This is a genomic window from Hydrogenophaga sp. LT287 (assembly GCF_055702805.1).
On the sequence record NZ_JBVPZC010000006.1, the window covers coordinates 1 to 12,813 of the forward strand.

The 12,813-nt window shown below is 66.5% G+C and carries 9 protein-coding genes and 1 pseudogene; 5 read left to right on the forward strand and 5 right to left on the reverse strand.

All coding sequences use genetic code 11. The features are described from left to right. Window positions 1-128: 128 nt before the first annotated feature. The 5 genes and pseudogenes from AC0GNR_RS06825 to queC form a co-directional block, all read left to right on the forward strand. Window positions 129-389: pseudogene (locus AC0GNR_RS06825) on the forward strand (glycoside hydrolase family 73 protein); the annotation flags it as partial. 69 nt (window positions 390-458) lie between these two features. Further along, a complete protein-coding gene (gene flgK, locus AC0GNR_RS06830; RefSeq protein ID WP_472900219.1) occupies window positions 459-2,339 on the forward strand; it encodes a flagellar hook-associated protein FlgK in 1,881 nt (626 codons plus the stop codon). A gap of 24 nt (window positions 2,340-2,363) precedes the next feature. Then, entirely contained in the window at window positions 2,364-3,581 is a 1,218-nt protein-coding gene (gene flgL / locus AC0GNR_RS06835; RefSeq protein ID WP_472900220.1) for a flagellar hook-associated protein FlgL, read from the forward strand. A gap of 35 nt (window positions 3,582-3,616) precedes the next feature. Beyond that, a complete protein-coding gene (locus AC0GNR_RS06840; protein WP_472900221.1) occupies window positions 3,617-4,870 on the forward strand; it encodes an HDOD domain-containing protein in 1,254 nt (417 codons plus the stop codon). A gap of 26 nt (window positions 4,871-4,896) precedes the next feature. After that, entirely contained in the window at window positions 4,897-5,643 is a 747-nt protein-coding gene (queC, locus tag AC0GNR_RS06845; protein WP_472900222.1) for a 7-cyano-7-deazaguanine synthase QueC, read from the forward strand. Window positions 5,644-5,661: 18 nt separating this feature from the next. Here queC and AC0GNR_RS06850 read toward each other — a convergent pair whose 3' ends face one another. The 5 genes from AC0GNR_RS06850 to gspE form a co-directional block, all read right to left on the reverse strand. Continuing rightward, window positions 5,662-6,903 carry an MFS transporter gene (locus AC0GNR_RS06850; RefSeq protein ID WP_472900223.1) on the reverse strand — a complete coding sequence of 414 codons (1,242 nt, stop codon included), beginning with the start codon at window positions 6,901-6,903 and terminating at the stop codon, window positions 5,662-5,664. Window positions 6,904-6,995: 92 nt separating this feature from the next. After that, the gene (locus AC0GNR_RS06855) at window positions 6,996-8,783 is read right to left on the reverse strand and encodes an ABC transporter ATP-binding protein/permease (protein ID WP_472900224.1); all 1,788 of its coding nucleotides are present in this window, start codon (window positions 8,781-8,783) and stop codon (window positions 6,996-6,998) included. A 111-nt stretch (window positions 8,784-8,894) separates the two neighbouring features. Continuing rightward, complete coding sequence (locus AC0GNR_RS06860; RefSeq protein WP_472900225.1) at window positions 8,895-9,791, reverse strand: 5'-nucleotidase; 897 nt, start codon at window positions 9,789-9,791, stop codon at window positions 8,895-8,897. A 197-nt stretch (window positions 9,792-9,988) separates the two neighbouring features. Then, entirely contained in the window at window positions 9,989-11,218 is a 1,230-nt protein-coding gene (gene gspF / locus AC0GNR_RS06865; protein ID WP_472900226.1) for a type II secretion system inner membrane protein GspF, read from the reverse strand. 142 nt (window positions 11,219-11,360) lie between these two features. Continuing rightward, a complete protein-coding gene (gene gspE, locus AC0GNR_RS06870; RefSeq protein ID WP_472900227.1) occupies window positions 11,361-12,803 on the reverse strand; it encodes a type II secretion system ATPase GspE in 1,443 nt (480 codons plus the stop codon). Between the last annotated feature and the right edge of the window lie 10 nt (window positions 12,804-12,813).

Genomic DNA, 12,813 nt, shown 5'->3' on the forward strand with positions numbered 1-12,813 from the left:
TCAGAAAGGAGATCGAAAACCAGCGGACCCTATAGACTTATCCACAACCGAATAGCCAAAAAACCCATCAACCCGGTGGCTCAGTATTCGACGTGATCACTGGCTCAGTTGTACTGATGAATCAACACACCACCGAATACATCAACGGCGAGCCGCGCAAAGTGACCGCCAAGTTCCGCGCCTACGACTCTTACGCCGACTCGTTTCGCGACTACGCCCGCCTCATTGGCAACAGCCCGCGCTACGACAAGGTGATGGACCAACTGGGCTCGGTGCAGGGCTTTGCCGCCGGTTTGCAAAAGGCCGGTTACGCCACCGACCCGCAATACGCCGCCAAGCTCAGCCGCGCCATCAACACCACGCTGAGCATTCAGCGCGCCCAGTCATGAGCGCCCGCAGGTTTGCCCACAGCCGGTGGCTGATGTGCCCCACCCGTTCCGGTTTGGGGAGTCACTGACATGTCTGCCGCACTCAACATTGGCTCGCGTGCCCTGAACGCCAACCTGGCCACGCTGCAGGTCATTGGCCACAACATTGCCAACGCCAACACCGCTGGCTATTCGCGCCAGTCGGTGACGATGCAGACCTCGGGCTACCAGACGCTGGGCGGCAACTACTACGGCAAAGGGGTTGAAATCGGCACCGTGAGCCGCACCCACAGCGCCTACCTGACCCGCGAATCGCAACTGGCCACCTCGGTGGCGGCGGCAGACAGCGAGCGCTTTTCGCGCATGCAACAGCTCGAAGGCCTGTTCCCCATTGGAGAGGACGGCCTGGGCGCTGCCATCAACAACATGCTCAACGCCTGGTCGGACGTGGCGTCTTCGCCCACCAACCTGTCGGCCCGCGTGGTGGTGCTGGCACGGGCCGAAGACCTGTCGGCCCGGCTGCGCGACACGGCGGGCGAAATCGATTCGCTGGCCTACAGCGGGCGCATGCAGCTGGACAGTTCGGTCACGTCCATCAACCGGCTGGCGCAAGACATTGCCAAGGTCAACCAGCGCATCATTGAAAACCAGGGCACCACCGGCGAGCCCAACGACCTGCTGGACCAGCGCGACGCTTTGCTGGGCGAGCTGAGCCAGTACGTGCAGATCAGCACCGTGGCCGCCGACGACGGTTCCATGAGCGTGTTTGTGGCGGGTAGCCAGCCGCTGGTGTTGGGGCAGCGCGCCAACAGCCTCACCACCGTGCGCGACAGCATCGACACCTCGCGCCTGCACATTGGCTTTGTGCAGGGCGGCACCACGCAAGCGCTGGACGACGCTTCGGTGGGCGGCCAGCTCGGCGGTCTGCTCAGCTTTTTGGGCCAAGACCTGCCGCAAATGCAAAACCTGCTGGGCCGCATGGCGCTGGCGCTGAACACCGAAATGAACACCCAGCACCGCCTGGGTGTGGACCTCAGGGGCAACGCGGGTGCGGACTTTTTTGTGCCGGCCGCTCCCAGCGCGGGCATGCCAGGTGGGGCCAACACCGGCTCGGCCGAACTGGCCGCCACGGTGAGCGATGCCACCGCGCTCAAGGCGTCCGACTACGAAGTTCGCTTTGACGCGCTGGGCGTCAACGTGGTCCGCCTGTCCGACGGTGTGAGCACCGCGTTTACCAGCTTGCCGGCCGAGCTGGACGGCCTGCGCTTTGACGTGACCGCTGGCGCCGCCAACCCGGGCGACAGTTTTCGCGTGCGGCCCTTTGCCGACGCCGCCCGCAACATGCAAGTGGCCGTGGGCGCCCCCGACCGCCTGGCCTCGGCCAGCCCGGTGCAGGTCACGCCCGGCGCCAACAACGCCGGCGGCATGAGCATCGAAGGTCTGTACGCGGTTTCGCCCTCGGTCTATCCCATCACCGACGTCACGCTCACGTTTCAGGCCGACGGCAGCTTCACCACCTCCGCCGACCCGAGCACGGTGTATACCTACACCCCTGGCAAGGCCATAGAGATCAACGGCTGGAGCCTGACCCTGCGCGGCAGCCCGGCCGCCGGCGACAGCTTCACCATCGGCGCCGCGCTGCCCGGCTCCACGCCGCAAAACGGCGGCAACGCGAAAGCTGTGCTGGCCCTGCGCGACCAGGCCACCTTTGACGGCGTGTCGATGGCCGACGGCTACAGCAGCCTGTTGTCGGTGCTCGGCACCCAGGTGCAGGGTGCCAAATTTGCCACCGGCTATTCCAGCCAGGTGGCTGACAGCGCAGAAAACGCCCGCGCGGCGGTGGCCGGCGTCAACCTGGACGAAGAGGCCGCCCGGCTGCTGCAGTTTCAGCAGTCCTACCAGGCGGCCGCCAAGTTTCTGCAGGTGGCGCAGAGCACCTTTGACACCCTGCTGCAAACCGTGGGCCGCTGAACGCCAGCCCGGTAAGGAAACCCCATGAGAGTCGCCACCGCCAACAGCTACGACAACACGATCTCCAACCTGGTCAAGCGCCAGGGCGAGCTCAATGCGCAGCAAGAACGCATTTCCACCGGCAAGCGGGTGCAGCGCGCCAGCGACGACCCGGTGTCGGCCGTGCTGTCTGAAACGGCGCAAAACCGGCTCTCCCGTGTGACCGCCGACCTGCGCGCCGTGGAAGCTTCTCGCACCAGCCTGGCCCAGGCCGAAAGCGCGCTGGGCGAGTCCGGCGAACTGATCCAGCAGGTGCGCGACCTCATGGTCGCGGCGGGCAACGGCACCTATGGCCCGCGGGAACACCGCGACCTGGCCACCCAGCTCGAAGGCCTGCGTGACCAGATGCTGTCGGTGGCCAACCGCAAAGACAGCGCCGGGCGCACCCTGTTCGGCGGCCTGGGTGGCTCGACCACGCCGTTTGTGGACGTGTACAGCGCCGGCGGCTCGGCCGTGAGCTTTGAAGGCTTGCGCGGCCAGGAAGCCGCGGGCAACAACAGCCTGCCCCAGGCGCTCGACGGCGAAGCCATCTGGATGCGCATTCCCCAGGGCAACGGCAGCTTCACGCTGAGCCTGCCCGCCAGCAACACCGGCAGTGTGCGCACCGATGTGGGCCAGGTCACCAACCCCTCGGACCTCACCGGGCAGACCTACAGCGTCGGCTTTGCCAACGTCGGCGGCGTCATGCAGTACAGCATCACCAACACCACCACCGCCCCCCCGGTGCTCGAGCTGGCCAACGTGCCCTACCAAAGCGGCCAGGCGGTGGAATTTGACGGCATGTCGTTCCAGATGAGTGGCACCCCGGCCGACGGCGACACCATTGAGGTGGGCCCCGCCACCGGCCCCACCAACATTTTTAAAGTGGTGCAAGACACCATCGACGCCCTGCGCAGCACCGCCACCAGCGGCACCACGCAGCTCACCCACACCCTGTCGCGCACCCTCACCGAACTCGACGCCGGGCACGACCGTGTGCTACAGGCACGCAGCCAGTCGGGCGAATGGCTCAACCGCGCCGACGCCATCGACGGCTTGCTCGGTGACCGCGCCGTGGACTACAAGGCCGAGCGCTCGCGCCTGGAAGACCTGGACATGGTGCAAGGCATTTCAGACTTTCAGAGCCAGCAAGTCGGCCTGGAAGCCGCCCTCAAGTCCTACGCCCAGGTGCAGCGCTTGTCGCTGTTCCAGTACGTGGGCTAACCCCCGCATTCCCGCCACCGGGTTGACACGCCATGATGAGCCACACCGTTTTAGACAGCATTGCCCTGGGCTACCAGCCGGTCTGGAACCCCGCCCGCCAGCTGGTCGCCGTGCGCCTGCGGGTGCACACCATTCACCCCGAGTCGGTGGACGCCCCGCACCTGCTGCAGCTGCTGGGCAGCGACTGGCCTGCCGCCGCCCCGGTGCTGATTCTGTCGGTTGAGTCCCCCGCGCTGTTGCAGCAGGCGCTGGTGTGCCCGCCCGTGCACAACACCTGGCTGGAAGTGCCCGCCGCCTTGTTTGAAACCCCTGAAAGCCTGGCACGCCTGGCCGTGGCCCAGCGCAACGGCCACCAGCTGCTGCGCCACGCCGGCCCCTCGGCCAGCTGCAGCGCGTTCAACGCGCCGCTGGACGCACGCAGCCTGCTCAGCCTGAGCCCTGAAGACACCTTGAAGGCGTTGCGGGCCCATGCCCAGCAAGCATCCGGCAACCCCTTTGCCGCGCCCATGCCCGCCGCGCTGTGTCCCGGTCAAATCTACCAAGGCATTGCCGACCGGCACCTTGCCGCCCTTTGCCTCGACCAGGTTGGCGCCTGGGGTTTGCTGGGCTGGCCCGACGAAGACGTGCTGTTTGCCCACCGCCAACAGCCGCTGGCCTGCGACACCCGCGTGATCGAGCAGATCTTTCAGGCCATTGACGACGAAAGCTCGCTCGAACACCTGGAGCGCCTGGTGCGCCAAGACCCTGTGCTGGTGTACCGCCTGCTGCTGCTCGTCAACTCGGCCGCCTTTGGGTTGCGCCACGAAATCGACTCGCTGCGCCACGCACTGATGATGCTCGGCTTCACCGCCCTGGGACGCTGGCTGCGCGACCAGCTGCCCGGCAGCGACAACAACCCCGAACTGCACCCCGTGCGCTACGCCATGGTCATGCGTTCGCGCCTGGCCCAGCACCTGCTGGAGCCCGGCTCTGAAGACAACCTGCGTGCCGAGGTCTACACCACCGCGCTGTTTGCCCAGCTCGACCGCCTGATGCAGAAACCCCTGGCCGAGTTGCTCGGCAAGCTGCCCTTGTCGGGCCGGGTGCTGGACGCCGTGATGCGCCAGGACGGCCCTTACTTCCCGCTGATCGACATCGCCCAGGCCCAAGGCGACCCCGACAAACTGCGCCAGCTGCCCGCCATTTGCGAGCAGCACGACGTCTCGCTTGAACACGCCAACCGCGCCCTCATTCGCATGCTCGCCACCAGCCGCGACCACGCGGGCAAGCGCTCCCAGCGGCTGCTCTGAACGGGTCAGGCGCTACCATCGCGCCCATGAGCACCACGCCCCACCACACCAGTGCCCTCGTCCTGTTTTCAGGCGGGCAAGACTCCACCACCTGCCTCGCCCACGCCCTGGCCCGCTACCCGCGCGTCGAAACCATCGGGTTTGACTACGGCCAGCGCCACAGCGTTGAGCTGCAAGCCCGCCTGGTGGTGCTGCGCCAGCTGCGCGAGCAATTCCCCTCCTGGGCCGAGCGCCTGGGGGAAGACCATGTGCTCGACCTCGCCGTGCTCGGCAAAGTGAGCGAAACATCGCTCACCCGCGACATGGCCTTTCGCATGGAGAGCAGCGGCCTGCCCAACACCTTCGTGCCCGGGCGCAACCTGCTGTTTTTGACGCTGGCCGCCGCGCTCGCCTACCGCCGCGGCATCCAGGTCATCGTCACCGGCGTTTGCGAAACCGACTTTTCAGGCTACCCCGACTGCCGCGACGACACCATGAAAGCCCTGCAAGTGGCGCTCAGCTTGGGCATGGACCACCGTTTCCTCATCGACACCCCGCTCATGTGGATCGACAAAGCCGACACCTGGCGCATGGCGCACGAACTGGGCAGCAACTCGGGCGTGCCCGGCGGCGGGCCCGCGCTGGTGGACCTGATCGTGGAACACACCCACACCTGCTACCTCGGCGACCGCGAACACCGCCACGCCTGGGGCTACGGGTGCGGCAGTTGCCCGGCTTGTGAGTTGCGGGCGCGGGGGTGGGCGGGGTACAGCCCCTCTGAGACACAGCCTTGATTGGCCCACTCGCCGGCTTTACGGCATCACGCGAACCGGCCCTTTGATCACCGCAGCAGGCCGCGAGCGAGCGTCCACCACCGCCCACGCAAACACGCCCAGCCCGGCCAGTGCCAGCAAGGCGCCCACCCAGCCGGTGGACGTCCAGCCCAGGCCGGCGCTGATGGCCAGGCCGCCGACCCAGGCGCCCAGCGCGTTGGCCATGTTGAAGGCCGAGTGGTTGAGGGCTGCAGCGAGCACCTGGGCTTCGCCGGCCACGTCCATCAGCCGCAGTTGCAGCGCCGGGCAGATGGCCACGGTGGTGCCGATGAGGAAAATATTGATGGACCCCAGCACCACGCTATGGGCGGTGAACACATAGGCCACCAGCACCACGATGGACCACACCAGCATGCCGCCCACGGTGGGCATGAGGGCGCGGTCGGCCAGTCGCGAGCCCAACACATTGCCCACCACCATGCCCAGCCCAAACAGCGCCAGCACCACCGGCACCCCGGCCAGCGGCAGGCCGGCCACTTCGATCATGGTGGGTTTCACATAGCTGAACACCGCAAACAGGCCGCCAAAGCCAATGGCGCCAATGCCCAGTGTCAGCCACACCTGTTTGTTGCGCAGCGCACCCAGCTCGCGCAGCGGGCTGGCGCCGGGTGGTGCGGCCATGGCGGGCACTTCGCGGTGAATGAGCGCGGCGGCCAGCAAGGCCATGGCGCCCACCAGCACAAAGGCGGCACGCCAGCCAAACAGCTGCCCCAGCCAGGCCGCCAGCGGCACGCCCAGCAGGGTGGCCAACGTGAGGCCAGTCATGACCAGGCCAATGGCGCGCGCCCGCTGGCCCGGCGCGGCAAGCCCGGCCGCCACCAGCGCAGCCACGCCAAAGTAGGTGCCGTGCGGCATGCCGGCCGCGAACCTCAACACGTTGAGCCAGGCGTAGCCGGGCGCCACAGCGCTGGCAAAGTTGCCCAGTGCAAACACCAGCATCAGCGCCACCAGCAGCGCGCGGCGGCCCCAGGTGGCGGCGAGCACGGCCAGCACCGGTGCGCCCACCACCACACCCAGCGCATAAGCGCTGATCACATGGCCGGCCTTGGGAATGGTGACCCCCAGGTCTTGTGCCACCTCGGGCAGCAGGCCCATGATGACGAATTCACCGGTGCCAATGGCAAAGCTGCCGATGCCCAGCGCCAGCATGGCGCGGCCCGGGCGGGCCAACGGAGTGGAAAGAGCGGTGGTACCCGCGTCGGTGGTGAGGGGAGCGGACATGGGAGGGAAGCAGGAAGACGGGGAAGGGGAATGCAGGGGGCGCGCGCAGCGGCGAGCCCCTGGGGCTGAATTGCCCAGCGGGCGCTGGGTCGTTACACCGCGTTCACCAGCCGGTAGCGCGTGCCGCCAGCTTCATTGGGCTCCAGCGTCCATTGCCGGTTGTGAAACGCGGCCACCGTGGGCCGGTGGGCAATGGACACCAGGGCGCCGTTTTCCTGCGCCACCATGGTTTTCAGGCGCTCGTACAACGTGGCTTCGGCGGTTTCGTCCAGGGCGCTGGTGGCTTCATCCACAAACAGCCAGCGCGGCTTTTTCAAGAAGGCACGGGCCATGGCCAGACGCTGCTGTTCACCGCCTGAAAGTTTTTGTCCCCAGGTGTCTTCGGTGTCGAGCTGGCTGGCCAGGTGGGGCAGCAGGGCGTCGCTCAAGGCTTGTTGCAGTTCGGCGTCGGTGTAGCGCTCGGGCGTGGCCGGGTAGGCCAGCGCGTGGCGCAGGGCGCCGTTGGGGAAGTAAGGGCGCTGCGGCAAAAACATCACACGGGCGTCAAAGTCGACCGGGGGACGCAGCCGGCTCACGGACCAGGGCCAGATGCCCGCCAGCGCGCGAAACAGGGTGGACTTGCCGCTGCCCGACGGGCCTTTGACCAACACCGTGTCGCCCGGGTTGAGTTGCAAACCGTTGACCGCGAGCAGGGCGGTGCCGCCGGGCAGGCTCAGGTGCAGGTCGTCCAGCGACAGCACGTCTTCGGTGTGGGGTGTGGCCACCGTCTGGGTGTGGGCGCTGGCTTGCAGGGCCTGAAAGCTGGCTTCAAAGCTGGTGATGCGGTCGGTGGTGGCGCGCCAGGTGGCCAGGCGGTCGTAGTTGTCCACAAACCATGAGAGCGCGTCTTGCACGCGGCCAAAGGCGGAGGCAATTTGCATCAGCTCGCCCAGCTGAATGGCGCCGCTGAAAAAGCGCGGCGCGGCCACGATGAACGGAAACACCACAGCAGCTTGCCCAAAGCCCACCGTGAACCAGGTCAGCCGCTTTTGCGCGCGGATGAGTTGCAGGTAGTTGCCCAGCACCTCGCCAAAGCGGCTGCCCAGCTGGCGTTTTTCGACCGGCTCGCCGCGGTCCAGCGCAATGGATTCGCTGTATTCGCGCACCCGCACCAGGTGGTGCCGAAAGTCGGCCTCAACCCGTTGCTGTCGAAAGTTCAGGCCAATCAGCGGGCGGCCAATGTAGTGCGTGATGACGCTGCCGAGCACGCAGTACACCACCGCCATCCACACCATGAAGCCGGGAATCACAACCTCGTCGCCGTTGAAGCTGAAGGCAAAACTGCCCGAGAGCGTCCACAAAATACCCACAAAGCTGACCAGCGTGACCACCGCGTTGAGCAGGCCCATGGACAGACTCACCGAGTAGCTGGTGAATAGGTTCATGTCTTCGGCGATGCGCTGGTCCGGGTTGTCGGGCGTTTTGTCGCCGTTGCCGTTGCCGGTAAAGCGCGCCAGCTCCAGATGGTAGAAAGCCTGGTTGGCCAGCCAGCGGTTGACGTAATGCACCGTCATCCAGGCGCGCCAGCGCATTTCCAGCAGCTGCGTCAAATAGAAGCGGTAGACCGCGATCACGATGAAGCCAAACGCCAGGTAGGTGAAGCGCCCCAGCTCGCGCCAGAACACCGGCGCGTCCTTGTTTTGCAGCGCGTCGTAAAACACCCGGTTCCATTCGTTGAGTAGCACCAGCATGTACACCGCCGCCAGGTTCAGCGCCACAATCGCCGCCAGCAGTGCGCGCGCACGCCACTTTTCTTCCGAGTTGAAGTAGGGTGCGGCGAGCGCACCGACCTTGCCGGCAAACAGGCGAAAGCTTTGGAATTTGGACAGGGCTTGGGTCATCGAAGGTGTCTCAACAGATCGTGATCGGTGTCTTCAAGGATGCGCTGAAACGGGTGTTGCAGGACCACACCGCATGGCCCACCCGGAGCCTGCCCAGCAAGCCGGGGGATCTCATCCATTGGAAATGCCCGACGCCACATGCCCCGAGGGCACGTGCATCGAGGCCGATTCGATGTGCCCGGTCTGGTCGTCAAAGAAAAAGTCGGGTTCAAATTCGCGCAGAAACGGGCCTTTGGGCAGGCCACCCAGAAACATGGCTTCGTCCACGTCAATGCCCCAGTTCATCAGCGTGCGAATGGCGCGCTCGTGCGCCGGGGCGCTGCGCGCGGTCACCAGCGCGGTGCGCACGCGCATGTTGTTGGTGCCTTCGGTTTGCAGGCGGTGCAGGGCTTCCAGCAACGGCTTGAACGGGCCACCAGCCAGCGGCTGGCCGGCGTGGCTGGCCTCGTGCGCCTGAAAGGCACTCAGCCCCTCGGCTTGGTACACGCGCTCGGCCTCGTCCGAAAACAGCACCGCGTCGCCGTCAAAAGCAATGCGTACCTCGTGCGGGTGCGCGTCGCTCGCGTGCACCGACTGCGGGTACACCTGCGCGGCCGGCACGGCGGCGTCCAGCGCGGCGCGCACATCGGCCAAATGCGTGCTCAAAAACAGGTTGGCGCGCAGTGGGCGCAGGTAGCGCCAGGGCGGCTGCCCGCGCGTGAAGCTGCCGCGCTGAATGGGCAGGCCGTAGTGCTGCGCCGAACGAAACACCCGCATGCCCGACACCGGGTCGTTGCGCGACAAAATCACCACCTCCACCCGCTGCGCGTCGGCATCGTTGAAGGCCAGCAGCTTGCGCACCAGCGAAAACGCCACACCCGGCAAGGCGGGTTGCTCCAGCCGGTCCAGCTGCAGCTTCATGTAAGCCCGGTCGTCGCCGGTTTCAAACAGCCGGTTCTCTTCTTCAAAGTCGAACAAGGCCCGCGAAGAAATCGCCACGACCAGTTGACCATCCAATGTGACAGGCATGGGGAATCGCCTTTGCAAGAAATCAGAAGGCTGAAGCGTAGCCCAAATGCGAAGGCTCAGCCGAGTCAGGCAAACATCCAAAACCCATCATCTCAACGGCGCGAGGTGCCCCACCCAGGATGCGGTGGAACTGGCTTTGCCGGGCCACTCGCATCGCCCCCTGGGGGGTGACGCGCCCTTAGGCGCGGCGCGGGGGGTCAACCAACAAGCTGGTTGAGCTGAATGATGGGCATCAAGACCGCCAGCACGATCAACATGACCACCAGGCCCATGCCCACGATCAACATGGGCTCCAGAATGGTGGCCAGGTGCATGGCGCGGCGCTGCACTTCGGCGCTGAGCTGGTCCGCGGCACGGCCGAGCATGGCCGGCAGTTGCCCGGTTTGTTCGCCCAGCCGGGCAAACATGGCCACCAGCGGCGGAAAGCGCTTTTTGCTGCTCAGCGCCGAAGCCAGCGGCGCACCCTCGCGCACCAGCACCAGCGCGTCCAGCGCGTCGGCGCGCATGGCCTGGTTGCTCAGGGTTTCGGCGGCGGTTTGCAGCGACCGCAAAATGGGCACCCCCGCCGCCGCCAGCATGGCCAGCGTGCCCGCAAAGCGGGCGGCGTTGTAGCCCCGGGCCAGCTTGCCCACCAGCGGCAGGCGCAGCCAGGCGGCGTCCATGGTCAGGCGCAAGCCCGCGTTGCGCCGCGCCATGGTCAGCGCACCGGTGCCCAGTGCCAGCGCGCCCAGCATCAGCCAGCCGTAGCTGCGCACAAAGTCGCTCAGGTTCAGCATCACCACCGTCAAAAATGGCAAGGCGCGCTTGCTGCCAGCAAACACCCCGGCCACCTGCGGCACCACATAAGCCACCAAAAACACCACGATGACGATGGCCACCACGGTGACGATGGCGGGGTAGAGCGAGGCGGCAATCAGTTTGTTTTTGAGCGCTTCGCGGGTTTCTAGGTCGTCGGCCAGGCGCTCCAGCACCGTGCCGAGCTGGCCGCTTTGCTCACCGGCTGCGATCACGGCGGTGTAAATATCGGCAAACTCTTTGGGGTGCCGCGCCAGCGCCCGCGCAAACGGCGAACCACCGTTCACCTCAGACCGCAAGTCGGCCATCAGGTTGCGCTGCTTGTCGTCTTCGGCCTCTTCGGTCAGCGCGGCCAGGGCGCGTTCCAGTGGCAAGCCCGCCGCCACCAGGCCAGCCAGTTGCCGGGTCCACACCGCCAGTGTGGTGGCGTTGAACACGCCACCACCCCAGAGCGTGATGTTGAGCCCCTGCGCCCGCTGCTCACCCCCGGCCGAGGTGGCCGGCTCCACCACCAGGGGCACCAGCGCGCGAGCCCGCAACAGGCTGCGCGCGGCCTTGGCGGTGTCGGCGTCGATCAGGCCTTTTTGCGTGGCGCCCCGGGCGTCCAGGGCTTCGAAGGTGTAGGCGGGCATGTGACAAGCGTGGGGTATGAAGTGAGCTAGCGTACATCTGACCAGGCCGGCGCGCGTGCCCCCTTGCAGGATGCGGCGGAACCGGCTTGGCCGGGCCGCACCGCATCGCCCCTGGGGGGTGACGCCGCAGGCGGCGCGGGGGTCAATCTCTGGTCACACTCATCACCTCTTCCAGTGATGTGATGCCGGCATCGATCAGGTGCTGGCCGTCTTCTCGCATGGAGCGCAGGCCGCTGGCCTGGGCGGCAGCAAAAATCTGGCTTTCGGCGGCGCGGCTGTGGATGAGGGGGCGGATGACATCGTCCACCACCAGCAGTTCGTAAATGCCGGTGCGGCCCTTGTAGCCGGTGTTGCCGCAGTGGGCACAGCCCACCGGGTGCCAGCGGCCTTGCTCGTCCTGGCGGCGGCAGTGGGTGCACAGCTTGCGCACCAGGCGCTGCGCCAGCACCCCCAGCAGCGAGCTGGAGAGCAAAAACGGCTCTATGCCCATGTCGGCCAGGCGGGTCACGGCGCTGGCGGCGTCGTTGGTGTGCAGCGTGGCCAGCACCAAGTGGCCGGTGAGCGATGCCTGGATGGCGATTTGCGCGGTCTCGAAGTCGCGGATCTCGCCGATCATGATCACGTCCGGGTCTTGCCGCAAGATGGCCCGCAGCGCCTTGGCAAACGTGAGGTCGATCTTGGCGTTCACCTGCGTCTGGCCCACGCCGGCCAGCTCGTATTCAATCGGGTCTTCCACCGTCATGATGTTTTGCGCGCTGGCGTCCAGGCGCTGCAGCGCGGCGTAGAGCGTGGTGGTTTTGCCCGAGCCCGTGGGGCCGGTCACCAGAATGATGCCATGGGGCTGCGTGATGAGGTGGCGAAAACGCGTCAGCACATCGCCCTGCATGCCCACGGCCTCCAGGCTCAGCTTGCTTTCGCTTTTGTCCAGCAGGCGCAACACGGCGCGTTCACCGTGGGCGCTGGGCAGGGTGGACACGCGCACGTCGACCGCGCGGGTGCCAATGCGCAGCGAAATGCGGCCGTCTTGCGGCAGGCGTTTTTCTGAAATGTCCAGCTCGGCCATGATTTTCAGGCGCGAGATGAGCGCGGCGTGCAGCGCGCGGTTGGGCTGCACCACCTCGCGCAGCGTGCCGTCCACCCGAAAGCGCACGCTGGAATGGCGTTCGTAGGGCTCAATGTGGATGTCGCTCGCGCCGTCGCGCGCGGCCTGCGTGAGCAGGGCGTTGAGCATGCGGATGATGGGCGCGTCGTCGGCGGCCTCCAGCAGGTCTTCAATAGCCGGCAGGTCTTGCATCATGCGGCTCAGGTCCACATCGCTCTGCACTTCGCTCACCACCGCCGCCGCGCTCGACTCGCCCTGGGCGTAAGCGGCGCTGATGCGCTGCTTGAGCGTATCGCCGTTTTCCCAGTGGATGTCGCGCACATCGTGGCGGCGCAAAATTTCAGACAGCGCCGACAGTCGGCGGGTTTGTGCGGCCGCGTCGGCGGCCGGCGAGTTGCTACCCAGCAGGGTCAGCGCCTGGCCGTCGTCTTCCAGCAGCCAGTGGTGTTCGCGGGCGAAGGCGTAGGGCAGCGGGTATTTCACAGCCTGGGCC

Excerpts from the sequence above, each read along its gene's own strand:
- gspF (WP_472900226.1), bottom strand. The coding sequence starts at position 11,218 with ATGCCCGCCTACACCTTCGAAGCCCTGGACGCCCGGGGCGCCACGCAA.
- flgK (WP_472900219.1), top strand. The coding sequence starts at position 459 with ATGTCTGCCGCACTCAACATTGGCTCGCGTGCCCTGAACGCCAACCTG.
- AC0GNR_RS06855 (WP_472900224.1), bottom strand. The coding sequence starts at position 8,783 with ATGACCCAAGCCCTGTCCAAATTCCAAAGCTTTCGCCTGTTTGCCGGC.
- flgL (WP_472900220.1), top strand. The coding sequence starts at position 2,364 with ATGAGAGTCGCCACCGCCAACAGCTACGACAACACGATCTCCAACCTG.
- queC (WP_472900222.1), top strand. The coding sequence starts at position 4,897 with ATGAGCACCACGCCCCACCACACCAGTGCCCTCGTCCTGTTTTCAGGC.
- AC0GNR_RS06860 (WP_472900225.1), bottom strand. The coding sequence starts at position 9,791 with ATGCCTGTCACATTGGATGGTCAACTGGTCGTGGCGATTTCTTCGCGG.
- AC0GNR_RS06850 (WP_472900223.1), bottom strand. The coding sequence starts at position 6,903 with ATGTCCGCTCCCCTCACCACCGACGCGGGTACCACCGCTCTTTCCACT.
- AC0GNR_RS06840 (WP_472900221.1), top strand. The coding sequence starts at position 3,617 with ATGAGCCACACCGTTTTAGACAGCATTGCCCTGGGCTACCAGCCGGTC.